At 66.9% G+C, this 21972-nt stretch carries 25 protein-coding genes and 1 tRNA gene; 15 read left to right on the top strand and 11 right to left on the bottom strand.

The features are described 5' to 3' along the window. The first annotated feature begins 17 nt into the window (after positions 1-17). The 6 genes from glpK (at position 18) to ACFDS3_RS07030 (ending at position 5066) form a co-directional block, all read left to right on the top strand. Complete coding sequence (glpK, locus tag ACFDS3_RS07055) at positions 18-1505, top strand: glycerol kinase GlpK (protein ID WP_375261644.1); 1488 nt, start codon at positions 18-20, stop codon at positions 1503-1505. A gap of 162 nt (positions 1506-1667) precedes the next feature. Next, positions 1668-2297: an ATP-dependent Clp protease proteolytic subunit gene (locus ACFDS3_RS07050; RefSeq protein WP_375261643.1), complete on the top strand. Its 630-nt coding sequence runs from the start codon at positions 1668-1670 to the stop codon at positions 2295-2297. A 136-nt stretch (positions 2298-2433) separates the two neighbouring features. Further along, on the top strand, positions 2434-3690 hold the full coding sequence (gene clpX, locus ACFDS3_RS07045; RefSeq protein ID WP_375261642.1) for an ATP-dependent Clp protease ATP-binding subunit ClpX: 1257 nt from the start codon (positions 2434-2436) through the stop codon (positions 3688-3690). 81 nt (positions 3691-3771) lie between these two features. Further along, positions 3772-4128: a RidA family protein gene (locus tag ACFDS3_RS07040; RefSeq protein ID WP_375261641.1), complete on the top strand. Its 357-nt coding sequence runs from the start codon at positions 3772-3774 to the stop codon at positions 4126-4128. A gap of 69 nt (positions 4129-4197) precedes the next feature. Next, positions 4198-4581 carry an NADH:ubiquinone oxidoreductase subunit NDUFA12 gene (locus ACFDS3_RS07035; RefSeq protein ID WP_375261640.1) on the top strand — a complete coding sequence of 128 codons (384 nt, stop codon included), beginning with the start codon at positions 4198-4200 and terminating at the stop codon, positions 4579-4581. Continuing rightward, entirely contained in the window at positions 4578-5066 is a 489-nt protein-coding gene (locus ACFDS3_RS07030; protein ID WP_375261639.1) for a DUF2155 domain-containing protein, read from the top strand. The genes ACFDS3_RS07035 and ACFDS3_RS07030 overlap by 4 nt, the downstream gene beginning before the upstream one ends. Here ACFDS3_RS07030 and aat read toward each other — a convergent pair. Genes aat through accB form a run of 3 tightly spaced genes read right to left on the bottom strand, consistent with a single transcriptional unit; the run spans position 5033 to position 7513 of the window. After that, the gene (gene aat, locus ACFDS3_RS07025) at positions 5033-5674 is read right to left on the bottom strand and encodes a leucyl/phenylalanyl-tRNA--protein transferase (protein WP_375261638.1); all 642 of its coding nucleotides are present in this window, start codon (positions 5672-5674) and stop codon (positions 5033-5035) included. The two genes, ACFDS3_RS07030 and aat, sit on opposite strands and share 34 nt — an antisense overlap. Further along, on the bottom strand, positions 5671-7017 hold the full coding sequence (gene accC, locus ACFDS3_RS07020; RefSeq protein ID WP_375261637.1) for an acetyl-CoA carboxylase biotin carboxylase subunit: 1347 nt from the start codon (positions 7015-7017) through the stop codon (positions 5671-5673). Before accC ends, aat begins: the two co-directional genes overlap by 4 nt. A gap of 7 nt (positions 7018-7024) precedes the next feature. Then, positions 7025-7513: an acetyl-CoA carboxylase biotin carboxyl carrier protein gene (gene accB / locus ACFDS3_RS07015; RefSeq protein WP_375261636.1), complete on the bottom strand. Its 489-nt coding sequence runs from the start codon at positions 7511-7513 to the stop codon at positions 7025-7027. A gap of 290 nt (positions 7514-7803) precedes the next feature. Here accB and ACFDS3_RS07010 point away from each other — a divergent pair, with 290 nt between their 5' ends. Continuing rightward, positions 7804-8079 carry a hypothetical protein gene (locus tag ACFDS3_RS07010; protein WP_375261635.1) on the top strand — a complete coding sequence of 92 codons (276 nt, stop codon included), beginning with the start codon at positions 7804-7806 and terminating at the stop codon, positions 8077-8079. Then, positions 8072-8887: an urea carboxylase-associated family protein gene (locus ACFDS3_RS07005; protein ID WP_375261634.1), complete on the top strand. Its 816-nt coding sequence runs from the start codon at positions 8072-8074 to the stop codon at positions 8885-8887. Before ACFDS3_RS07010 ends, ACFDS3_RS07005 begins: the two co-directional genes overlap by 8 nt. Before the next feature lie 93 nt (positions 8888-8980). Here the strand turns inward: ACFDS3_RS07005 and ACFDS3_RS07000 are convergent, their stop codons facing one another. After that, positions 8981-10480 (bottom strand): CoA-acylating methylmalonate-semialdehyde dehydrogenase, encoded by a 1500-nt coding sequence (locus tag ACFDS3_RS07000; protein WP_375261633.1) that lies wholly within the window; start codon positions 10478-10480, stop codon positions 8981-8983. A gap of 105 nt (positions 10481-10585) precedes the next feature. On the opposite strand from ACFDS3_RS07000, the gene ACFDS3_RS06995 reads away from it, so the two are divergent. From ACFDS3_RS06995 to ACFDS3_RS06975, 5 genes are all read left to right on the top strand, one after another. After that, positions 10586-11464 carry a LysR family transcriptional regulator gene (locus ACFDS3_RS06995; RefSeq protein WP_375261632.1) on the top strand — a complete coding sequence of 293 codons (879 nt, stop codon included), beginning with the start codon at positions 10586-10588 and terminating at the stop codon, positions 11462-11464. Between the two features lie 59 nt (positions 11465-11523). Next, complete coding sequence (locus ACFDS3_RS06990; protein ID WP_375261631.1) at positions 11524-11955, top strand: CBS domain-containing protein; 432 nt, start codon at positions 11524-11526, stop codon at positions 11953-11955. Positions 11956-12018: 63 nt separating this feature from the next. Further along, positions 12019-12510 carry a pantetheine-phosphate adenylyltransferase gene (gene coaD / locus ACFDS3_RS06985; RefSeq protein WP_375261630.1) on the top strand — a complete coding sequence of 164 codons (492 nt, stop codon included), beginning with the start codon at positions 12019-12021 and terminating at the stop codon, positions 12508-12510. 52 nt (positions 12511-12562) lie between these two features. After that, positions 12563-12638: transfer RNA gene (locus tag ACFDS3_RS06980), tRNA-Val, on the top strand. 29 nt (positions 12639-12667) lie between these two features. Continuing rightward, positions 12668-13126, top strand: a complete 459-nt coding sequence (locus tag ACFDS3_RS06975) for a GNAT family N-acetyltransferase (protein WP_375261629.1) — start codon at positions 12668-12670, stop codon at positions 13124-13126. A gap of 3 nt (positions 13127-13129) precedes the next feature. On the opposite strand, the gene ACFDS3_RS06970 is transcribed toward ACFDS3_RS06975, so the two are convergent. Then, a complete protein-coding gene (locus ACFDS3_RS06970; RefSeq protein ID WP_375261628.1) occupies positions 13130-14143 on the bottom strand; it encodes an aldose epimerase family protein in 1014 nt (337 codons plus the stop codon). Positions 14144-14246: 103 nt separating this feature from the next. On the opposite strand from ACFDS3_RS06970, the gene ACFDS3_RS06965 reads away from it, so the two are divergent. Both ACFDS3_RS06965 and ACFDS3_RS06960 read left to right on the top strand, forming a co-directional pair. Next, complete coding sequence (locus ACFDS3_RS06965) at positions 14247-14369, top strand: hypothetical protein (RefSeq protein ID WP_375261627.1); 123 nt, start codon at positions 14247-14249, stop codon at positions 14367-14369. A 12-nt stretch (positions 14370-14381) separates the two neighbouring features. Next, on the top strand, positions 14382-14897 hold the full coding sequence (locus ACFDS3_RS06960) for a DUF1236 domain-containing protein (RefSeq protein WP_375261626.1): 516 nt from the start codon (positions 14382-14384) through the stop codon (positions 14895-14897). A gap of 61 nt (positions 14898-14958) precedes the next feature. Here ACFDS3_RS06960 and ACFDS3_RS06955 read toward each other — a convergent pair whose 3' ends face one another. From ACFDS3_RS06955 to ACFDS3_RS06930, 6 genes are all read right to left on the bottom strand, one after another. Next, positions 14959-15819, bottom strand: coding sequence for an SMP-30/gluconolactonase/LRE family protein (locus ACFDS3_RS06955; RefSeq protein WP_375261625.1), 861 nt, complete (start codon positions 15817-15819; stop codon positions 14959-14961). Continuing rightward, complete coding sequence (locus tag ACFDS3_RS06950) at positions 15816-16421, bottom strand: 2-dehydro-3-deoxy-6-phosphogalactonate aldolase (RefSeq protein WP_375261624.1); 606 nt, start codon at positions 16419-16421, stop codon at positions 15816-15818. Before ACFDS3_RS06950 ends, ACFDS3_RS06955 begins: the two co-directional genes overlap by 4 nt. Before the next feature lie 4 nt (positions 16422-16425). Beyond that, positions 16426-17316, bottom strand: a complete 891-nt coding sequence (locus tag ACFDS3_RS06945) for a 2-dehydro-3-deoxygalactonokinase (protein WP_375261623.1) — start codon at positions 17314-17316, stop codon at positions 16426-16428. A gap of 72 nt (positions 17317-17388) precedes the next feature. Continuing rightward, positions 17389-18240: a dimethyl sulfoxide reductase anchor subunit family protein gene (locus ACFDS3_RS06940; RefSeq protein ID WP_375261622.1), complete on the bottom strand. Its 852-nt coding sequence runs from the start codon at positions 18238-18240 to the stop codon at positions 17389-17391. A gap of 58 nt (positions 18241-18298) precedes the next feature. Next, positions 18299-19039, bottom strand: a complete 741-nt coding sequence (locus tag ACFDS3_RS06935; protein ID WP_375261621.1) for a 4Fe-4S dicluster domain-containing protein — start codon at positions 19037-19039, stop codon at positions 18299-18301. A 37-nt stretch (positions 19040-19076) separates the two neighbouring features. Beyond that, a complete protein-coding gene (locus tag ACFDS3_RS06930; protein WP_375261620.1) occupies positions 19077-21950 on the bottom strand; it encodes a molybdopterin-dependent oxidoreductase in 2874 nt (957 codons plus the stop codon). Between the last annotated feature and the right edge of the window lie 22 nt (positions 21951-21972).

The raw sequence follows: 21972 nt of genomic DNA, 5'->3' as shown, positions 1-21972 counted from the left end.
GAGGGGGAGGGGCTGAGATGACCCACATCATGGCGATCGACCAAGGCACGACATCGTCCCGCGCGATCATTTTCGACGCCGGCATGAAGATTGTGGCGTCGGCGCAGGAGGAATTCGAGCAGCACTACCCCCAGTCCGGCTGGGTCGAGCACGACCCCTCGGACCTGTGGTCCTCGACCGCTGCGTGCTGCCGTTCGGCGATCGAAAAGGCCGGCGTCCCGGAGACCGACATAGCCGCCATCGGCATCACCAACCAGCGCGAAACCGTCGTCGTCTGGGAGAAGGAGACGGGCAAGCCGATCCACAACGCCATCGTCTGGCAGGACCGGCGGACGTCAGAAATCTGCAACGATCTCAAGGCGCAAGGCTATGAAGAGCAGGTGATCGAAGAGACCGGCCTGCTGCTTGATCCGTATTTCTCGGGCACCAAGCTCAAGTGGATCCTCGACAAGGTCGAGGGCAGCCGCGAGCGGGCGCGCAACGGCGAGTTGCTGTTTGGCACGGTGGACACCTACCTGATCTGGCGGATGACGGGCGGCAAGAGCCACGTCACCGACGCCACGAACGCCTGCCGCACGCTGATGTACAACAGCTTTGAGGGGCGGTGGTCCACGACGATCTGCGAGATGCTCGACATCCCGATGGAGATGCTGCCCCGGGTCTGCGACAGCGCCTGCGAATTCGGCATGACCCGCCACGACCTCTTCGGCCGCGAGATCCCGATCCTGGGCGTCGCGGGCGACCAGCAGGCCGCGACCATCGGGCAGGCGTGCTTCAAGCCCGGCATGATGAAATCCACCTACGGGACGGGCTGCTTTGCTCTTCTGAACACCGGGAACGAGCCGGTGCGGTCGCGCAACCGCCTTCTGACGACTGTTGCCTACCAGCTCGATGGCAAGCCGACCTATGCGCTCGAAGGGTCGATCTTCGTCGCCGGGGCGGTGGTGCAGTGGCTGCGCGACGGGCTGCAGATGATCCGATCGGCCTCGGATACCCAGGGTTTGGCGGAACGTGCCGACCGGGGGCAGGACCTCGTTCTGGTGCCCGCCTTCGTGGGCCTCGGTGCGCCCTACTGGAACGCCGATTGCCGCGGCGCGATCTACGGGCTGACCCGCAATTCGGGCCCAGAGGAGTTCGCCAAGGCGGCGCTGGAATCCGTGGGGTACCAGACGCGCGACCTGCTCGAGGCGATGTCGGACGACTGGCGCGACTTGGGCGAGCCCCAGACCCTGCGCGTCGATGGCGGGATGAGCGCGTCGGACTGGGCCATGCAGTTCCTGTCGGACATCATCGGTGCGCAGGTGGATCGGCCCGAGGTGCTCGAGACGACGGCGCTCGGCGCGGCCTGGCTGGCGGGATGGAAGGCCGGCGTCTATCCCGACATGGACGGCTTCGCCGAGCGCTGGCGCCTTGATCGCGCATTCGAACCGGCGATGAACGATGGCGATCGCGAGCGGAAATACGACCGCTGGAGGCGCGCCGTCGAGGCGACGATGTCGGTCTGAACCCGCCCGATCCGCACAATTCGAACGGAGTATGTCCGCGCCACGGGTTGGCGCGCACGCCCCTCGCGCCCACATAGCAGCGGCGGGGGATTGGCACTCCCGCGCCGGGTGTCTAAGACTCCCCACGATTTGACGGCAGGCAGACGGAAAGGGCCGGTCCCCATGCGCGACCCCTACGAGCACTACATGAACAACCTCGTTCCCATGGTGGTCGAACAGACCAGCCGCGGAGAGCGGGCCTACGACATCTTCTCGCGCCTGCTGAAGGAGCGGATCATCTTCCTTTCGGGTCCCGTCCATGACGGGATGTCGAGCCTCATCGTGGCGCAGCTTCTGCACCTCGAGGCCGAGAACCCCAAGAAAGAGATCTCGATGTACATCAACTCGCCCGGTGGCGTGGTGACGAGCGGGCTGTCGATCTACGATACGATGCAGTACATCCGGCCGAAGGTCTCCACGCTTGTCGTGGGCCAGGCGGCGTCGATGGGCTCGCTGCTTCTGACCGCCGGTGCGCCGGGCATGCGCTTCTCGCTGCCCAACAGCCGGGTGATGGTCCACCAGCCCTCGGGCGGCTACCAGGGTCAGGCGACGGACATCATGATCCACGCCCAGGAGACGCAGAAGCTGAAGGACCGTCTGAACCAGATCTACGTCAAGCACACCGGCCAGGATCTGGAAACGGTCGAGGCCGCGCTCGAGCGCGACCGCTTCATGAGCCCCGAAGACGCCAAGGAATGGGGCCTCATCGACGAGATCGTCGAGAATCGCAAGGAACGCGAAGAGGCTCTTTGAGGCCTCCGCCCGCAATCGCGCCATTAAGATCAACAGGTTTTTTGCGATTGCGGGCGCTTGGCACCCGTCCTAGGTTTGTTGGACACGGTGAGCACGACGTACGAAAAGAGGGGCAGGCGCCCCCGAAGGATGGCCCATGGCGAACAATTCAGGCGACAGCAAGAACACGCTCTACTGTTCCTTCTGCGGGAAGAGCCAGCACGAGGTCCGCAAGCTGATCGCAGGCCCGACGGTTTTCATCTGCGATGAGTGCGTCGAGCTGTGCATGGACATCATCCGTGAAGAGACCAAGTCGGCAGGCCTGAAGGCGACCGACGGGGTCCCCACGCCCAAGGAGATCTGCGAAGTCCTCGACGACTACGTGATCGGGCAGCGGGTGGCCAAGCGCGTGCTCTCTGTCGCCGTACACAACCACTACAAGCGGTTGAACAACGCCGGGAAGTCCGAGATCGAGCTGAGCAAGTCGAACATCCTGCTGATCGGCCCCACCGGCTGCGGCAAGACGCTTCTGGCCCAGACGCTTGCCCGGATCCTCGACGTGCCGTTCACCATGGCCGATGCGACGACGCTGACCGAAGCCGGCTACGTCGGCGAGGATGTCGAGAACATCATCCTCAAGCTGCTGCAGGCGTCGGAATACAACGTCGAACGCGCGCAGCGCGGCATCGTCTATATCGACGAGGTCGACAAGATCACGCGCAAGTCGGACAACCCGAGCATAACGCGCGACGTCTCGGGCGAGGGCGTGCAGCAGGCGCTGCTGAAGATCATGGAGGGCACCGTGGCCTCCGTGCCGCCGCAGGGCGGGCGCAAGCATCCCCAGCAGGAGTTCCTGCAGGTGGACACGACCAACATCCTGTTCATCTGCGGCGGCGCCTTCGCGGGGCTCGAGAAGATCATCGCGCAGCGCGGCAAGGGCTCGTCCATCGGCTTCGGCGCCGAGGTGAAGAACAACGAAGAGCGCGGCGTGGGCGAGATGTTGTCGACGCTCGAGCCCGAGGATCTGCTGAAATTCGGCCTGATCCCCGAGTTCGTCGGCCGTCTGCCGGTGATCGCGACGCTCGAGGATCTGGACGAGGACGCGCTGGTGACGATCCTGACCCAGCCGAAGAACGCGCTGGTCAAGCAGTATCAGCGCCTGTTCGAGCTTGAGGACGTGAAGCTGAGCTTCACCGAGGATGCGCTTTCGGCGATCGCGAAGCGCGCCATCGAGCGCAAGACCGGCGCGCGGGGCCTGCGGTCCATCATGGAGGACATCCTGCTCGACACGATGTTCGACCTGCCGGGGACCGAGGGCGTCGAGGAAGTCGTCGTGAACAACGATGCCGTCAACACCAGCGCTGCGCCCCTGATGATCTATGCGGATCAGAAGGAAAGCGCCTCGGCCGGCTGAGTAACCTCAACGTGTAGCGATAGGCGCCCCGGTCGGCAGGCCGGGGCGTTTCGCGTTTGGCCGTAGTCAGGGAAGAAAAGCATGACGATCGGGCGCATATCCGGAGGCGGACCGTACGAGCAAAAGATCGGCTACACGCGCGCCGTCGTGGCGGGCGGGTTCGTCTTCGTCTCGGGCACCGTCGGACAGGGCGAAACGGCCCCCGAGCAGTGCCTGGACGCGCTCGCGACGATCAAGCGGGCGCTCGAAGAGGCAGGATCGGGCTTCGACAAGGTGGTGCGGGTGACCTACTACCTCAGCGACCGCGCCGAGTTCGAGGCATGTTGGCCGATCCTGCGCGAGACCTTCGGCGCCCACCCTCCGGCGGCGACGATGATCGAATGCGGCTTGATCGACCCCCGCTATCGCGTCGAAATCGAGGTAACCGCGCTGGTATGATGGCGCTGGCGCGGCTGGACCTTCGCCGCCGCTTGCGCCATATGGGGACCAGTCGGAACGGAGTGGACCATGGGCATTCTCAAACGCTTCCTGCAGGCCGTGACCTGGTGGAACGGCGCCACGCTGAACACGCTTCTCGATACGTGGCGACATGGTGAGCGCGTGGGCGAGGACGAAGCCGGCAACATCTTTTACCAGTCCGAGGGCGGGAAGCGTCGCTGGGTCATCTTCAACGGTGAGGCCGAGGCCACGCGCGTGGGCCCCGAATGGCATGGCTGGCTGCACCACACCTGGGACGAACCGCCGACCACGCGGCCCCTTCCGAGGAAGGCGTGGGAAAAGCCGCACCTCCCGAACCTGACCGGTACGCCGGGCGCCTATGCGCCGGCGGGCTCGATCCGTCGTGAATCCCCGGCGGAACGTACGGATTACGAGGCTTGGTCCCCGGAATGATCCGGGCGCTCTGTCTGATGGCGTGCCTTGCCGGCCCCGCGCTCGCGCAGGAGATCGAGGTCACGCCGCTTCCCGGGGCCGAGGACCTGTTCTCGCCCGAGGCAGACCAGGAGACGCTGGAGCGGGATTGGGAGAAGGGTGTTCTCATCCCGCTGAACCGGGATGCCGCCCCCGAAGAGGCACGCGAGCAGGTCGCGCGCGGCTCGGCTGCGGTCCTGCGGACGCTGGACAAGCTGACGGGCGATGTGCGCGACGTGACGCTCGCTGTGAGCGAGACCGCGACCGTGGGGCGTATGCAGGTCGCCTTGGGCGAATGTCGTTATCCGGTGCAGAATCCCGCCGGCAACGCCTATGCCTACCTGACGATCCGGGAAGACGGAGATCAGGAGCCCGATTTCACAGGATGGATGATTGCTCAGGCGCCCGCGCTGAACGCGCTGGACCACCCGCGCTATGACGTCTGGGTCATGCGCTGTAACACTTGAACCGGTGTGTCGGTGGCACGGGAATTGAACCGGGCCGGGCTGCGGATCGCGGTGTTCAGACGCCGGTGATATTCTTTCCGCGGGATCTCGACCGCGCCCAGCGAGGCGAGGTGTGGCGTGATGAACTGCGTGTCGAACAGTGTGTAGCCGCCCTCGCGTAGCCGGTCGCAGAGGTAGACCAAGGCAATCTTCGAGGCGTCGGTGCGGCGAGAGAACATCGACTCGCCGAAGAACGCGGCCCCCAGCGAGACGCCATAGACCCCGCCGACCAGGTATGAATCGTCCCAGATCTCGATCGAATGGGCTTGGCCGGCGGTGAAGAGGGCGGTGTAGATCGACGCGATCTCGGCGTTGATCCAGGTCTCTTCGCGATCCGCGCAGCCTGCAATCACGCCGGTGAAGTCGCGGTCGAAGGTAATCTCGAACAGCTTGGCCCGGATGCGCCGCCGCAGCGAGCGCGAGATGTGGAGGCCGTCGAGGGGGAGGATCCCGCGCATTCGCGGATCCACCCAATGGATCTCTGGCGCGTCGCGGCCTTCGGCCATGGGAAAGATCCCCTGGCCGTAGGCCGCGAGCACGAGCTCAGGCGTCAACTCCGGAGGATTCACTCCAGCGTCCGGGCCAGCCAATCTTCGAGCCAGTGGATCGTGTAGTCGCCGGTTTGCACCGCCGATTCATCGAGGAGCGCGTGGAACAGCGGCACGGTCGTGTCCACGCCATCCACGATCAGCTCTCCGAGGGCTCTGCGCAGCCGGCCGAGCGCTTCGGGCCGATCGCGGCCGTGGACGATCAGCTTGCCGATCAGCGAGTCGTAGTAGGGCGGAATCCGGTAGCCGTTATACAGCGCCGAATCCATCCGCACGCCAAGGCCGCCCGGCGCGTGGTACTGCGTCACCCGGCCGGGGCTGGGCGAGAAGGAGGGCAGCTTTTCGGCGTTGATGCGCACCTCAATGGCGTGGCCGTTGATCCGCAGGTCCTTCTGGGTGAAGGACAGCGGCTCGCCGGCGGCGATACGGATCTGCTCGCGGACGAGGTCCACGCCGAAGATGGCCTCTGTCACCGGATGTTCGACCTGCAGGCGGGTGTTCATCTCGATGAAGTAGAACTGCCCGTCCTCGTAGAGAAACTCGATCGTGCCGGCGCCGGCATAGCCGATCCGGGCGACGGCGTCGGCGCAGGTGGCGCCGATCTGGGCGCGTTGTTCGGGCGTGATGGCGGGGCCGGGGGCCTCCTCGAACACCTTCTGGTGGCGGCGCTGGAGCGAGCAGTCGCGCTCGCCCAAATGGACGGCGTTGCCCTTGCCGTCGCCGAAGACCTGCACCTCGATATGGCGGGGGGCGCCGAGGTATTTCTCGAGGTAGACCTCGTCATTGCCGAACGCGGCCTTCGCCTCGGAGCGGGCGGTGTAGAATGCATGCTCCAGATCGGCGGGCATGCGGGCCAGCTTCATGCCGCGGCCACCGCCGCCGGCCGTCGCCTTGACGATCAGCGGAAAGCCGATCTCGTCCGCTTCCTTCCGGGCAGCCTCGAGATCCGGCACGCCGCCTTCCGATCCGGGGACGCAAGGAACGCCGAGGGCGCGCATCGTTTCCTTGGCGGTGATCTTGTCGCCCATGATCCGGATGTGCTCGGCCTTGGGGCCGATGAAGGTCAGCTGGTGATCCTCGACGATCTGCACGAAATTCGCGTTCTCGGACAGGAAGCCGTAGCCGGGGTGGATCGCCTGGGCCCCCGTGACTTCGCAGGCCGAGATGATCGAGGGGAAGTTCAGGTAGCTCTGCGCGGCCGAGGGCGGACCGATACACACGGATTCATCGGCCATCCGCACATGCATCGCGTCGGAATCGGCGGTGGAGTGGACGGCCACCGTGCCGATTCCCATCTCGCGGGCGGCCCGGATGATGCGAAGCGCGATCTCGCCGCGGTTGGCGATGAGGATCTTGTCGAACATGCGCGCCTCAACCGAGGATCAGGAGAGGGGCGCCGAACTCGACCGGCGCGCCGTCGTCCACGATGATCTCGCGGACCGTGCCGGAGCGGGGCGCAGGGATGTGGTTCATCGTCTTCATCGCCTCGATGATGAGAAGGGTCTGACCCTCTTCGACGGTGTCGCCGACCTTGATGAAGGATTGCGCACCCGGCTCGGGCGCAAGGTAGACAGTGCCGACCATGGGCGAGGTCACGGCACCGGGGTCGTTCGCCGGATCGGCCGGGGCGGCGGCTTCGGCCTGGGCCGGGGCGGCGGGCGCCTGCGGTGCGGCCGGGGCGGCAGGCACATGGACCTGCTGCGGCGCCGCCTGCGGCTGGATGCGCGACACGCGGACGTCGAGGCTGTCGGCCTCGGCATATTCCCGTTTGACCCGAAGCTCAGAGAGATCGTTCTCGCGCAGAAGCTCCGCGAGCGCCTGAATGAATGCCACGTCGCGATCGTGGGAGGTGTCGCTCATGCCGTCCTCGTCCTTGGCCGGACCCGGGATGGTCGGGTCGTTATCGCGACACCCTATAGGACAGGCGCCGCCGGGTTGGAAGGCGCGAGAGTTACCGCCCTGGAGGCGCAGGTCAATCCCGCGATGTCGCACCGGCTTTTCCAGAGGTCGGTCCGGTCGAAGATGGAGGCCCGATCGCGCGCCGTCGTTTTCGGGTAACGCTCGATCTGCATGTAGATCCGGAACCTTGACCCCTCTCCCCCCGGCCATACCGTCCGGCAGTTGCTAAAGGCCGGAAGGGGTGCCCAATCATGAAGAATATCGTTCTCTGTCTCGCGGCCGTCGCCGGTCTGGCGGGCTGCGTGGTCGAACCCGGCGCTTTGGCGGGCACCGACGAGCCCGACCGGACCTCCAACGTTCCGCGCGATGTCAGCCCGGCGGCCCTTGCGGCCCTGCCTCGGGGCATATCGCCGGAGTTTCTGATCAAGGACGCCTCGGGCTGCTACGGGGTGGCGCTGGAGGCGAGCGAGCCGCTGCGCGGGGTGCCGCTTCTGAACGACGCAGGCCTGCAAGTCTGCGATGTCTGACGCGCCCGCCGATTCGAAGGCCCGCCGCTCCGTCGCCGCGGTGCCCGTCTATACCGCCCCTCCACCGTCCGTGCCCCGGGTGGAGCTTGTGGAGCCGGCGATCGCGACGGTGCGCGTTCCGCCGCGCGATGCGCGGGCGATCCGGGTGCCGGCGGGCCATCTCCTGCGCATCCTGTCGGTCGAAGGCCCCCAGGTCGGGGATCTCAACCTCTTTGCCGCCGACAACCTGTCCGAGCGCTTCTTCTCGGGCAAGACCCGCGCGCTGCATGGCACGCATGTGACGACGGGCGACGCGCTATGGTCCTGCTTTCCCTACCTGCGCCCCATGGCGCAGATCGTCGGGGACAGCCTCGACTGGTACGGTACGGACGAATGGGGGTGCCGCGTTCATGACGTGATCGGCACCCGTTGCGACCCCTATACCGAAAAGATGCTGTCGGGGCGCGACTATCACCGTTGCTGCCATTCCAACCTGACCCGCGCCCTGTCCAATGCGGCGGCGCTGTCGCTGGAAGAGGCCGAGGGGCATGTGCATGACGTGCTCAACGTCTTCATGTGCACCGGCTTCGATGCCGACGGGCGCTACACCATGAAGGCAAGCCCCGTACGCCCCGGCGACCACCTGGACCTGCTGGCGCGGATCGACTTGCTGGCGGTGCTGTCGACATGTCCGGGCGGCGACTGCAGCGCAGGCCACTCGTCTGACGATGCGCCGTGTTACCCGTTGGAGATGCAGGTGCTACGGCCCGAAGGCGCTCTGGTCGAGCCGCCAGCGCCCTCGGCTTACGACCGCTCGCACGGCGTCTGACCCACAGGCGCGCTGTGCAGCGGTGATGAGGAGCCGTCAGGCATAGGGTGGAGCAGAGAACCGCGCTGCGGGACGCAGTTCTCTGCCCTATCGTCAGTCCAGCGCCTTGAAGTTGAACTCGCCGCCGTCCTTGATGCCCGAGAACCACCGCGCCGTGACGGTCTTGGTCTTGGTGTAGAAGCGGAAGGCGTCGGGGCCATACTGGTTCAGGTCGCCAAAGGCCGACTTCTTCCAGCCGCCGAAGGTGTGGTAGGACAGGGGCACCGGGATCGGGAAGTTGATCCCCACCATGCCGACATTGACCCGGTGCGCGAAGTCGCGGGCGGTGTCGCCGTCGCCGGTATAGATCGCCACGCCGTTGCCGTAGTCGTTGTCCATGACGAGCTGCAGCGCTTCTTCGTAGCTGCCGGCGCGGACCTGGCTGAGGACGGGGCCGAAGATCTCCTCGCGGTAGATCTCCATGTCGGGCGTCACGTTGTCGAACAGGGTCGGGCCGAGGAAGAATCCGCTTTCGTAGCCCTGCATCCTGAAGTCGCGCCCGTCGGCCAGCAACGTGGCGCCTTCCTCGACCCCCTTGTCGATCAGGCCCTTCACGCGGTCGCGCGCCGCGCCGGTGATGAGCGGGCCGTAATCCACGTCCTCGCCGGCGGTGTAGGGGCCGACCCGCAGCGCCTCGACCCGGGGCATCAGCTTTTCGATCAGCCGGTCCGCGGTCTCATCGCCCACCGGTACGGCAACCGAGATCGCCATGCAGCGCTCGCCCGCCGCACCGTAGCCCGCACCGATCAGCGCGTCGGCGGCCTTGTCCATGTCGGCATCGGGCATGACGATCAGGTGGTTCTTTGCCCCGCCGAAGCACTGCGCGCGCTTCCCGTTGGTTGCCGCGCGGCCATAGATATACTGCGCGATCGGGGTCGACCCGACGAAGCCCACGCCCTGGACCGTTTCGTTGTCGAGGATGACGTCCACCGCCTCCTTGTCGCCATGCACGACCTGGATCACACCGTCCGGCAGCCCGGCCTCCTTCAAAAGCTCGGCCAGCATCATCGAGCACGAGGGCGTCCGCTCGGACGGCTTGAGGATCATCGCGTTGCCGCAGGTCAGCGCAGGCGCGAGCTTCCACAGCGGGATCATGGCCGGAAAGTTGAACGGGGTGATGCCGGCCACCACGCCCAAGGGCTGCCGCATCGAATAAAGGTCGATGCCCGCGCCGCCGTCGTCGGTGAACTCGCCCTTCAGCATGTGCGGCCCGCCCATGCAGACCTCGACTACCTCGAGGCCGCGCTGCACGTCGCCGCGCGCATCCGGAAGGGTCTTGCCGTGCTCGCGGCTGATCGCCTCGGCCAAGGCGTCCATGTTTTCGTTGATGAGCTGGCCGAACTTCATCATCACCCGCGCGCGGCGCTGAGGATTGGTGGCAGCCCAACCCTTCTGCGCCTCGGCAGCTTTCGCGACGGCTTCGTTAACCTCGTCGGTCGAGGCGAGCGGCACCGTGCCCTGCACCTCGCCGGTCGCGGGGTTGAAGACGTCTGCCGTGCGGCCCGAGCGGCCCGCGACCTGCGCGCCGTCGATCCAGTGCTTGATCTCGTACATGGGGTTCCTCCGGTGAAATGCGTTGCCAAGAGCATGGCCTTGCAGATTGCGCGGCTCAAGACGAAGAATGACGAAGCCGTTTTGCAAAATTGCAAGGATGCCGCCGTGAACTGGGACGACGCCCGCATCTTTTTAAGCGTCGCGCGCGCCGGTGGACTGACGGTGGCAGCTCGGCAGTTGCGTCTGGACCCCGCCACGCTGGGGCGCCGGGTGGCGCGGCTGGAAACGGCGCTTGGCGCGGCGCTGTTCGTGAAAGGGCCGCAGGGATACCGGCTGACAGAAGAGGGCGTGCGCCTTTTCGACCATGCCGAACGCGCCGAAAGCGCGCTCGGCGCAGCCGAGTCCGAACTGCAGGGCGCGCTGTCAGGCGCGGTGCGGATCGGCGCGCCCGAGGGCTGCGCGACCTATCTCCTGCCGGCTGTGACGGCGCGCATGGCCGAGGCGCATCCCGGGATCGAGATCGAGATCGTGGCCCTGCCGCGCGTCTTCGACCTGAATCGGCGAGAGGTGGACATGGCGGTTTCGGTCTCGCGACCGACCACGGGGCGGATCACGGTGCAGAAGGTCGCAGACTACGGCCTCAGCCTTGCCGCACATCGCGACTACCTTGCCACGCGTCCCCTCGACGATGTGGCGGACCTGCCGGCGCACCGGATCGTCGGCTATGTCCCCGACATGATCTTCGACCGCGAACTCGATTACCTGGGCGAGATCGGGGTCGAACGGGTGGATCTCGCCTCGTCTTCCGTGGTCGTGCAGGCCCAATGGATTGCGCGGGGGCAGGGGATCGGCGTCATCCACGACTTCATGCTCGGCCATCTGCCGGGCGTGGTCCGTGTCCTGCCCGAGGACATCGCGCTGACCCGCGCCTTCTGGCTGCTGCGCCCCGCGGGTGACGTCAGGGCCGCCCGGCTCGACGCTTTCGCGGACGAGCTTGTGGCGGGCCTTCGCACGGAAATCCGCCGGACCGACACGCGCGGTTGACAGGTTGCCCGCACCGCGCCCACGCTGGACGTCTGAGCCGTAGGTAGGGAGGAGACCACATGCGGATCGAGCGAGTTATCTCGAACAAGGGCAACGACGTGCTGACGATAGCGCCCGATGCCACCGTCGCCGACGCCGCCACCATGCTGTCAGAGCACCGGATTGGTGCCGTGGTTGTCTGCGCCAAGGGCAAGCCGCCCGAGGGCATCCTGTCTGAGCGCGACATCGTGCGCGAGCTTGGCCGCTCCGGGCTGGACTGCTTGCAGCAACGCGTCGCCGACCTGATGACCCGCACCATCAAGAGCTGCAGTAAGTCTGACACGCTCGACGACGTGCTAGCGGTGATGACCGAAGGGCGTTTCCGCCACATGCCGGTGCTGGAGGACGGCAAGATGATCGGAATCGTCTCCATCGGGGACGTGGTCAAGTCGCGCCTCAGCGAGCTGTCGATGGAGCGCGACGCGCTCCAGGGGATGGTGATGGGACACTGATCGGCTCTTGCACTCTCTGGCGCAATAATGTTGCGTTCCGCGCGAAACGTCAGGGAGGGCGCGATGCGCACCGCATTGTATCCGGGGACCTTCGATCCGGTCACCGAGGGTCACATCGACATCATCAGGCGGGCGACGGCGCTGGTCGACCGCCTGGTGATCGGTGTTGCGATCAACCGCGACAAGGGGCCCCTCTTCAGCCTCGAGGAGCGCGTCGCGCTGATCGAGGCCGAGTGCGGCGACATCGCTCGGGAAACCGGCTGCGAGATCGTCGTCCACCCGTTCGAGAACCTGTTGATCGACTGCGCCCGCGATGTCGGCGCGCGCGTCATCGTCCGCGGCCTGCGGGCGATCGCGGATTTCGAGTACGAGTACCAGATGGTCGGCATGAACCGTCAGCTCGACGATACGATCGAGACGGTGTTTCTTATGGCCGATGCCGAGCATCAGGCCGTGGCCTCGAAGCTGGTCAAGGAGATCGCCCGCCTTGGAGGCGACATCAGCCCCTTCGTTTCGCCCCGCGTCCGCACGGCGCTGATCGCGAAGTACCGCTGAGGGCAGTAGCCCCTTGCACCACCTCCACACCCGGCGCTAGAAGGCCGCGTCCGGGCGGTTAGCTCAGCTGGTAGAGCGCTTCGTTTACACCGAAGATGTCGGGGGTTCGAGCCCCTCACCGCCCACCATTCACCGGACGAAAGACAGGGAGAGCACCTTGCCCAAGCTCAGCCTGCGCCGCAGCCGCCCCTTCGATCCAGACCCGCTGGGCCGGCTTATGGTCGATCCGGTCGACCTCGCCCTCGTGAACCCGAGTGCAAAACAGCCTTTCGATGCGATGGAGTGGCTTGAAACCTGGCTGAACGAGCCCGGCGACGCGGCCTACTACGTGCTGGACGAGACCGGCCGAGACGTGGGGTTCTTTGCCCTGCGCGAAGGCATCGGCCCCGAGCAGCGGCACCTGGTGTTCGTCTTTCTCGTGCCCGAGGTGCGGGGCGGGGCGGGCAGCACCCTGATTGCGCTGGTCGAGGGCGCCGCGCGCGAGCTCGACGCGTTGACGATCACGCTCAAGGTCGAGATCGACAACGCTCCGGCCTTCGCCCTCTACCGCGGCGCCGGGTTCGAGGAACTCGGTCGCTCTGGCGGCATGGCGACGATGCGCAAGGACCTTGGCTAGCGCCTAGAGGCGCGTCACCCGCCACCTGCTGAGCTGGTGGAACGTCTCGTCCGGCGACAGCTCGATGCCGGGCCACTCGGCGCGGCCAGGCGCGTCGGGCCAGTGCTGCGGCTCGAACGCGAAGGCGGCATGGTAGGGGTAGGGATGGCCATGCATCGTCTCGTCATCCTCGACCGAGAACTTGTGCATCCCGAAGACCTGCAGCCCCGGCGCCGTCGTCGACATCTCGATCGCCACGCCCGTCTCGGGGCTTTCCAGCCTTAGCGCGGGCCGCAAGAACCCGGCAGCGCGGGTCAGGCAGAAATTGTGGTCGAAATCGGGGTCCGTCCTGGGGTCGAGCGTGCGGGGTGACCGGAAGTCGAAGGGCGTCCCCTCGACCGGGCGGATCTCTCCGGTCGGCAGGGTCTCGTCGTCCACCGGGAGGTAGGCATCCGCGTGGATCGTCAGCCGCTGGCCGCCCCAGCCCTTCGGCGGCTGTGCAGTCCAGAAGCCGTGCAGCGCCAGGTTCATCAGCGTGGGCTTATCGGTCGTGCCGGTCAGCTCGTGCACCAGCGTGTCACCGTCGAGCGCGTAGCGCGACCGGAGCACGCGGTTGCCCGGATAGCCGCCCTCGCCATCCGGCAGGTCGACGCGCAGAGTGACCTCGGTCTCGTCCTGGCTCTCGATCTCCCAGGTCTTCAGGTGTGCGCCCGCGCCGGCGGAGTGCAGCGTGTTGCGCCCGTTCTCGTTGACCTCGAACTGGTGGCGCCTTCCGTCGATTTCAGCCTCGGCCCCGCTGATGCGGTTGGCGACAGGTCCCATGATCGTGCCGAAAAGCGACATGATGCGCCCGTAGGCGGCCGCATCGGGCGAACCCAGAGACAGCGGGAAGTCCACGCCCGCAAGCCGCAGCTCCTGCAGGCCCGCGCCCAGATCGAGCACCCCGGCGGACAGGATCCCGTTATCCAGCGCCACCCGGCGCACCTTGCGTCCGTCCGGCAAAGAACCGCTCAGCGTGTCATGCGCTTTCTCGCTCATCGTCTGTATCCTCCCCACGGTGATCGGAACGTGCCCTCTGGCCCGCCGTTAGTGCAACGTCTGATCGGGGGAGTCCCGGTCGAAATGCGTAATGGAGTGAAGAATGACCAAGAGTTTCCTGATCGCCGGCGTCTCCGCCATTGCATTCTCGGGTGCGGCCTACGCGCAGACCGCAGCCACTGCGACCACCGACCTCAACGTGCGTGCGGGTCCGGGTCCGAGCTAGGAAGTGGTGGGTGTGATCGACGCCGAAGGCACCGTCGACATCCAGCGCTGCCTCGCAGATGCCAACTGGTGCGAAGTCACCTATGACGGCACGAACGGCTGGGCCTATGCCGAGTATCTCACCGCCGCTGTCGACGAAGAGCCGACGGTTGTCGCCGAGAGCTATGACACGCTGCGGATCGAGCGGGTCGAGCGCGGCAACCTGGGCAATATCGGCGTCGGCGCCACCACAGGCGCGATCGCCGGCGCGCTTCTGGGCGGTCCCGCCGGTGCTGCGGCCGGCTCCGCTGCGGCCGGTGCTCTCGCTGGCGGCGTGATCGGTGCGGACGTGCCGAGCGAGACCATGACCTACGTGCGAGAGAACCCGGTCGACCCGGTCTATCTTGAAGGTGAAGTCGTGGTCGGTGCCGGCATCCCCGAGGGTGTCGAGATCTACACAGTGCCCGAAAACGACTACCGCTATGCCAACGTGAACGGGCAGCTGGTCCTCGTGGACGAAGATCGCCGCATCGTCCACATCGTGCGCTAAGCTGCGATCACGTCTGATGCCACGGGCGGCTCCTTCGGGAGCCGCCTTTTTCATGTCGGGCCTACAGGATGACCCGTGGCTCTGGCAGGCCGCGTCCCGCACCGGGGCTACGGAAGGTGCGCCCATGACCGGGGATCTCCGACACCTCTTCCTCGCTTAGCCCGACCATGGCGGACGTCACGTAAAGTGTCGTCAGGTCGGGTCCACCGAAGGCCGGGCAGGTAATCTGCTTGGCCGGCAGCGCGACTTGCGAAGTCAAGCGGCCCTCAGTGTCGTAGATCGCGATGCGGCTCGATCCCCAGTGCGAGACCCAGAGGTTTCCGTCCGCATCGGTCACCGCGCCGTCGGGGCTGTGGCCATTCGCCGTCTCGTCGATGAACGGCGCGGGATCGCCTTCGGGCGTGCCGTCCTCGCCGAGGCGCCAGCGATAGACGAGGCCGGTGGGCGTGTCGGCGAAGTAGGCCCAGGCGCGGTCCGGGCTGAAGCAGATCGCGTTCGGGATCGTCAGCCCGTCGATCAGCTTGGTGAGGTTGCCTTTGCGGTAGCGATAGATCGCGCCCGCGCCGTCGGGCTTCTCGATGCCCATGGTCGAGACCCAAAAGCCGCCCCAAGGGTCCACCCGGCCGTCATTCGACCGCGTCACCTCGTTCTCGTCCTCGAGCGGGATCACATGCTCCTGCGCGCTGATCTCCAGGTCCAGCAGCGTCAGGTCAGTCTGCGTGCCGACCAGCAGGCGGTTCCTGTCCACCCACGCGAGGCACGAGACGAAGCGGTCGAACTCGTAGCCGCGCGTGCAGCCGTCCTGCACGGTCAGAACGCGACGCGAGAGGATGTCGCACCAGTAGAGCTGCCCGCGCTCGGGGTGCCACAGGGGACCTTCGCCGAGGATGCAGCGTGTGTAGTCCTGGATCTGGATATTCATGAGACGGCCTCGTCGTAAGCAGCAACCATCTCGGCCGCACGGCTGCCGACCTCCGCGGCCGCATCTCCGGGGCGGTAAAGCGACGTGCCGATGCCGAAGCCCGTTGCCCCGGCGGCAATCCATTCGCGGAAGGCAGCGGTCTTCACGCCTCCAACCATGTAGAGCCTTGTTTCGACCGGCAGGACCGCGCGGATGGCCGTCAGCCCGTCGATGCCCATCTGGAACGCGGGAAACACCTTGAGGCCCGTTGCGCCGGCCTTGATGGCGCCGAAGCACTCGGTCGGGGTCAAGACGCCGGGATAGCTCTCCAGCCCCGCCTCGACGGTGGCAGCCACGACCTCGGCGTCGAAATTGGGCGAGACGACCATCTGCCCGCCAGCCTCCTTGACGCGGGCCACGTCCTCGGGCGACAGGACCGTTCCCGCGCCGATTTGCGCGGTCTCGCCGACGGCCTGCGCCATCGCCTCGATCGAGGCGAGGGGCGATGGCGAGTTCAGCGGCACCTCGATCCGGGTGATGCCGGCGGCGATCAGCGCGTCGGCGACCGGTATGGCTTCGTCGGGGTCGATCCCGCGCAGGATGGCGATGATCTCGCGGTGCATGAATTCACTCCTTCCAGGCAGCGTATGCGGTCTTGAGGCCGGCCAATGTGCAGGCATCGCCCTTGGCGATGATCGCTCGAACGCCCTGCGCCTCGAGCGCGGCGGCGTACCGCAGGCCAAGCTGCGGTGCGCCGACGATCGCGACGGGCATTCCCAGCCAGTAGGGCCGGGCGTGGGCAAGCTCGGCGCCGATCAGAAGGCCCGACAGCCGCGCGGCGGCGGTCGCCTCGTCCTTTCCGTTCAGCAGCCCGTCCGCACGGATCTGAAAAGCACGCGCAGCCAGGGCCTCGGGGCGGGACATGCCGTCCGAGACGGCCTCGACAAAGCTCGCCTCGTCCCACTCCGCGCCGATGGCGTGGCGCAGGACCGTGTGGCCCTTCAGGGCGGCGAAGATCTCTCCCGTCATCGCCGTCTGGAAGGAGATCACTTCTCCCGCCGAAATTTGCGCCCACTTGGTGTGGCTGCCCGGCAGGCAGAGCGTGCCGTCGAATTTCGGGTTCAGCGCGAGGAAACCTGCGATCTGCGTTTCTTCGCCGCGCATCACGTCGGGCGGGCGGGTCTGGGACAGACCGGGGATGATGCGGACACGCCATTGCTCGGGCGCGGTCGGTACCCGCACCGGCGGGGTCGCAAGCGGCGCGGTGGGCACGGCGGCATAGCCCGCCTCGGCCCAGCCCTCGCGCGCGCCGATCATGCCGCAGGCCAGCACCGGGCAGGGCTGCGGCAGGTCCCAGCCTTCGGTCAGGGCGGCCAGGGCGGGTGCGTAATCGTCGGCGCCGAGGCTGCCCATCCCCGCCGCCGACTGCGCCTCGGCCAGAACCGCGCCGCCTGCGGACATGGCCCAGGCGCGCACATTGGTGGTGCCCCAGTCGAGGGCGATCCAGTCGGGTTTCATTGGCCTCCCCTCCGTCTTCACGCGTTTGCGCCTGCGTCGGACAGACGCCGGGGGCTGTCAAGCGCTGCCGGGCTAGCGGTAGTACCGCGCCACCACGTGTTCTGCGTCTGCAAAGAAGAGCCAGCGCACGATCAGCGTGCCACACAGGTGCAGCAGCGCGGCCAGCGGCAGCGCCAGGGGCGCCGGCGGAATGGCAAGGCAGGCGAGCGGGGCAAGGTAGGCAAGGGCGAGTCCAATCGAGCGAAGGCGCACCCTGTGCTTGCGGGCGACGACGAACACCATCTCGCGCGTGAGGTAGTTGTCCGAGGTGTGGGGCGCCTCGAACGGGCGGACGTGCGGGCCGAGGCCGGTGGCGCTTTCGCGGGTTGTGGGGCCGGTGCGGCGGTCGCCGGCATGCCACGCGGCGAACTGCGCGACGGCGAGCGCGGTCAGCAGCAACGCCGCTGCCAGGCGGTGCCCGGCCAACAGTGTTCCGGCGGTGATCGCATGGGCGAGGAAGGTCGCGGGCGTCGACCAATGGTGCCAGCGCGGCACACTGCGCAGCTGGGCGTATATCATCGCCGTGGCCGCGACGGTGGCGAGCGACAGAGCCGCTCCGACGAATCCGACCGGCAGCGCAGGCAGCCCGGCAAGACGGAGAGTCGTCGCGATGGCCATGACGGCAAGGGCCGCGACGGCCAGCCACGCCTCGCGGCTGAGCCACGAGCTGCGCCATTCGCGGAACGCCTTCAGCGCGCGTTCGGGTCGGCCGAGGTGGAAGGTCGAGGCGGCGAGGCCGATCAGCGCCAGGGCAAAGCCGAGAGCCGCTTCGGCGAGACCCACCCATCCCGTCGTGCGCGCAAGACCCGCACCGATCATCGCCAGCAGGCCAAAGCCGGCGCCCGAAAGGGTCGAGAAGAGGATGAGTGAGGCGGCAGGATGCATCGGGCCATTTCAACCGGGGCGCCCGCGACAATGCGCTCTCGCGCCCGGCTTGTCGAGGTTACCCCAGCCGGTCGAGCGCTCGGTCGAGCCAGCCGAGCCACCCTTTCGGCTCCTCGGCCACGGGAGTGAGCAGGGGCGCGAGCACGTCGACCTCGTCGCGGGGCCGGGGCGGGAGGTACTTGTTGACTGGTCGGGTACCCTGTTCAGGAGCAAGGTCGATGCCGCCGCGCGCCTCGACCAGCCCAGAGACGTCGCTGTCGGGGTCGGCGAGATCTCCGAAATGGCGCGCCTTCGAGGGGCAGGTGCGGACGCAGGCGGGGATGCGGTCTTCCTGCGGCAGGTTCTCGTTGTCGATCCGGTCGACGCAGAGGGTGCATTTCTTCATCACCTTCGCGGCCGGGTCCTGCTCGCGCGCGCCGTAGGGACAGGCCCAGGCGCAGAGGCCGCAGCCGATGCACTCGGCCTCGTTCACCAGCACGATCCCGTCCTCGCCCCGCTTGTACGAGGCGCCGGTCGGGCAGACGGTGACGCATGGCGCGTCCTCGCAATGCAGGCAGCTTTTCGGGAAGTGGACGATCCGCGGCGGGCCGTCCCCGGTCACCTCATAGGAGTGGATGCGGTTCAGGAATGCACCCGATGGCGCCGCGCCGTGAGCGTCGGTATCGGCGAGGGGCGTGCCGTAGTTCTCGGTGTTCCACGCCTTGCAGGCGACGACACAGGCGTGACAGCCGACGCATGTGTCGAGGTCGATGACGAGGCCGAGCTTCTTTGCCGGCGGGTTGGCGGGCAGGGAGGTCAAGGTTCATCCTTCTTGCCGGGGGCGGATCGCAGCGAGGTCATCTCTTCATCCATCCTCGGATTCGGTCAGCGAGGCTTGGCACGAGGTCCGTCCGCCCTGTGGAGCGTGCGACCATGTGCGGCCCCTGGCCCACGGGGCTGCCCTGTCCCGCAATCGCCGGGTGGGACACGCGGGAACGCGGGACACGCTCGACCTTCACACGGCAGTCGAACCAGGCGGCCTGCCCCGTCACCGGGTCCGAATTCGACCAGCGCAGGCCGTCGCCCTTCTCGGGCAGAAGCTCATGGATCAGGTGGTTGACGAGAAATCCTCGCGTCGCCTCGGGGGCTTTGGGCGACAGGGCCCACGCGCCGCGCCGCTTGCCGATGGCGTTCCACGTCCAGACTGTGTTCTCGTTCAGCGCCGCCATGTGAGCGACGGGCACCGTGATCTCGGCATGGTTCGACGTGACGCGGGCCCAGTCGCCTTCCTCGAACCCTTCGGCCTCCCATAGTTTCGTGGGCAGGTAGAGCACGTTCTCGGCGTGGATCTGCCGCAGCCACGGGTTCTGGCCGCCCCACGAGTGATACATCGCCGCGGGGCGCTGCGTCAGCACGTAGAAGGGGTATTCGACCGGGTCGGCGTGGCCATCCTCGAGCGGGGGATACCAGATCGGCAGGGGATCGTGGGTCAGCCGCATCCGGGCGCGCAAATGCTCGGGCGGCTGACGCTCGCCCACCCCTTCGGCGGCCATCTGGAACCGGCGGAGCGGCTCGGACCAGAGCTCGAACAGGTAGGGCGTGGGGGCGTCGGTGAAGCCCATCTTCTGCGACCACTCCCACCACGCGGTGTTGAATGGCTTCATGTAGCGCGCGGGTTTTGGCACCTGGTATGTCTTGAAGCCGCCCGCGGCGATATACTGCTCGATCTGCCCTTCATTCGGCTCGCCGCGGCCGTCCGTCAGGGCGGTTTCGCCGATGCGCCACCCCGCCAGGGGACCGACACCGGGGCGGCGTTCGTGCATCTGCATGTACTCGGCGTAGTCGGTGTAGAGCGGCTGCCCGCCCTCGACGAAGCCCGGCAGGCCGAGGCGGTTGGCAAGGTCGACCATCACCGACTGAAAGGGGCGCACATTACGGTCGGGTGCCACCACAGGCCAGCGGATCGCGTCGCCCGCGTGGTCAGGGTCCGAGATCGGGCGGTCCAGCAGCGAGATGCAGTCGTGCCGTTCCAGATAGGTCGTGTCGGGCAGCACGATGTCCGCAAAGGCGACCGTCTCGGACGAATAGGCGTCGGCGTGAATGATGAACGGGATGACATAGTCGCCGTTCTCGTCCTTGTCCGACAGCATCTCCATCACGGCTTGCGTATTCATGGACGAGTTCCACGCCATGTTCGCCATGTAGAGGAACAGCGTGTCGATCTTGTAGGGGTCCCCCGCATAGGCGTTCGAGATCGCCATGTGCATCAGCCCGTGGACCGAGATGGGATTCTCCCACGAGAACGCCTTGTCGAGCCGCAGGGGCGCGCCCGCGTCGTCCAACAAGAGTTCCTCGGGTCCCATCGGAAAGCCCAGATGCGGCCCGTCGAGGGGCTGGCCTGCATGGGTATCGGCATGGGGCCGTGGGTGGCTCGCGGCGGATTTCGGATAGGGCGGTTTGAAGCGGCTGGCGCCCGGCACGTCGACGGCACCGATCAGCACCTGCAGCAGGTGAATCGCGCGCGCGGTCTGGAAGCCGTTGGAATGGGCCGAGATGCCGCGCATCGCGTGGATCGAGACGGGGCGGGCGGTGACATGAGAGTGGTGCTCGCCGCGGAAGTCGGTCCAGTCCTGTGGATGGTCCCAGCTCTGGTCAAAGGCGGCGTGAGCGATGCGGGCGGCGGTGCGGTGGATCTGTGCGGGATCGAGGCCGCATTTCGGCCCGACCGCTTCGGGCGCATAGTCGTCGGACAGGTAGCGGTCCGCGAGGGTCAGGAAGACGGAGGCGTGGGTGATCCCGGCGTGGCGCCAGCGCCCCGAGAGGTCGGGCTTTACCCCGGCCGCATTCCAAGGGCGGGGCTTGCGGCTGGCGCGGTCCATGACCAGCGGTCGGCCGCCCTCGTCGCGCAGAATCAGGCCGTAGGTGTCGGACTTCGGATCGCCGTCCAGCAGGCAGGGCGCGTTCGTCCAGCGGGACAGGTAGTCGAGGTCGAACCTTCCTGCCTTCAGAAGGCAGTGGATCAGCGACAGAACGAACAGACCGTCGGTGCCGGGGGTGACGCCCACCCATTCGTCCGCGATGGCATTGTAGCCGGTGCGGATCGGATTGACGGCGATGACAGGGGCGCCGCGCTCCTTCAGCCTGGCCAGACCCAGCTTGATCGGGTTGCTGTCGTGGTCCTCGGCCGTGCCGAACAGCAGGAAAAGCTTGGCGTTCTCCCAGTCGGGGGACATGAACTCCCAGAAGGCGCCGCCGATGGTGTAGATACCCGCGGCGGCCATGTTGACCGAGCAGAAGCCCCCGTGGGCGGCGTAGTTGGGGGTGCCGAACTGCTGCGCCCAATAGCCGGTGAAACTTTGCGACTGGTCGCGCCCGGTGAAGAAGGCAAGCTTCTTCGGGTCCGTCTTGCGGATGCGCCCGAGACGCTCGGACACGAGTGTCAGCGCTTCGTTCCAGTCGATCTCTTCGAACTTGCCCTCGCCGCGTTCGCCCACGCGCTTCAATGGCGCATGCAGGCGGGCGGCCGAGTTGTGCTGCATGATCCCCGCCGCACCCTTGGCGCACAGGACGCCCTTGTTCACCGGGTGGTCGCGGTTGCCCTCGATATAGGCGACTTCGTCGCCCTTCATGTGGACGTCGATCCCGCAGCGACAGGCGCACATGTAGCAGGTGGTCTTGCGGACCGAGTCGCCCGGCGCGGGGGCGGGGTCGAAGTGGCTGTTGTCCTTCATCCCTCATCAGTGGCAGATCGCG

Source organism: Palleronia sp., from assembly GCF_042089775.1.
Taxonomy (GTDB): domain Bacteria; phylum Pseudomonadota; class Alphaproteobacteria; order Rhodobacterales; family Rhodobacteraceae; genus Palleronia.
Note: the sequence above shows the minus strand (reverse complement) of the source record. Positions and strands in the feature narration are given on the sequence as shown.

Bases quoted from the DNA above. Each gene is read 5' to 3' on its own strand.
- glpK (WP_375261644.1), top strand. From the start codon at position 18: ATGACCCACATCATGGCGATCGACCAAGGCACGACATCGTCCCGCGCG.
- ACFDS3_RS07050 (WP_375261643.1), top strand. From the start codon at position 1,668: ATGCGCGACCCCTACGAGCACTACATGAACAACCTCGTTCCCATGGTG.
- clpX (WP_375261642.1), top strand. From the start codon at position 2,434: ATGGCGAACAATTCAGGCGACAGCAAGAACACGCTCTACTGTTCCTTC.
- ACFDS3_RS07040 (WP_375261641.1), top strand. From the start codon at position 3,772: ATGACGATCGGGCGCATATCCGGAGGCGGACCGTACGAGCAAAAGATC.
- ACFDS3_RS07035 (WP_375261640.1), top strand. From the start codon at position 4,198: ATGGGCATTCTCAAACGCTTCCTGCAGGCCGTGACCTGGTGGAACGGC.
- ACFDS3_RS07030 (WP_375261639.1), top strand. From the start codon at position 4,578: ATGATCCGGGCGCTCTGTCTGATGGCGTGCCTTGCCGGCCCCGCGCTC.
- accC (WP_375261637.1), bottom strand. From the start codon at position 7,017: ATGTTCGACAAGATCCTCATCGCCAACCGCGGCGAGATCGCGCTTCGC.
- accB (WP_375261636.1), bottom strand. From the start codon at position 7,513: ATGAGCGACACCTCCCACGATCGCGACGTGGCATTCATTCAGGCGCTC.
- ACFDS3_RS07010 (WP_375261635.1), top strand. From the start codon at position 7,804: ATGAAGAATATCGTTCTCTGTCTCGCGGCCGTCGCCGGTCTGGCGGGC.
- ACFDS3_RS07005 (WP_375261634.1), top strand. From the start codon at position 8,072: ATGTCTGACGCGCCCGCCGATTCGAAGGCCCGCCGCTCCGTCGCCGCG.
- ACFDS3_RS07000 (WP_375261633.1), bottom strand. From the start codon at position 10,480: ATGTACGAGATCAAGCACTGGATCGACGGCGCGCAGGTCGCGGGCCGC.
- ACFDS3_RS06990 (WP_375261631.1), top strand. From the start codon at position 11,524: ATGCGGATCGAGCGAGTTATCTCGAACAAGGGCAACGACGTGCTGACG.
- coaD (WP_375261630.1), top strand. From the start codon at position 12,019: ATGCGCACCGCATTGTATCCGGGGACCTTCGATCCGGTCACCGAGGGT.
- ACFDS3_RS06970 (WP_375261628.1), bottom strand. From the start codon at position 14,143: ATGAGCGAGAAAGCGCATGACACGCTGAGCGGTTCTTTGCCGGACGGA.
- ACFDS3_RS06965 (WP_375261627.1), top strand. From the start codon at position 14,247: ATGACCAAGAGTTTCCTGATCGCCGGCGTCTCCGCCATTGCATTCTCG.
- ACFDS3_RS06955 (WP_375261625.1), bottom strand. From the start codon at position 15,819: ATGAATATCCAGATCCAGGACTACACACGCTGCATCCTCGGCGAAGGT.
- ACFDS3_RS06950 (WP_375261624.1), bottom strand. From the start codon at position 16,421: ATGCACCGCGAGATCATCGCCATCCTGCGCGGGATCGACCCCGACGAA.
- ACFDS3_RS06945 (WP_375261623.1), bottom strand. From the start codon at position 17,316: ATGAAACCCGACTGGATCGCCCTCGACTGGGGCACCACCAATGTGCGC.
- ACFDS3_RS06940 (WP_375261622.1), bottom strand. From the start codon at position 18,240: ATGCATCCTGCCGCCTCACTCATCCTCTTCTCGACCCTTTCGGGCGCC.
- ACFDS3_RS06930 (WP_375261620.1), bottom strand. From the start codon at position 21,950: ATGAAGGACAACAGCCACTTCGACCCCGCCCCCGCGCCGGGCGACTCG.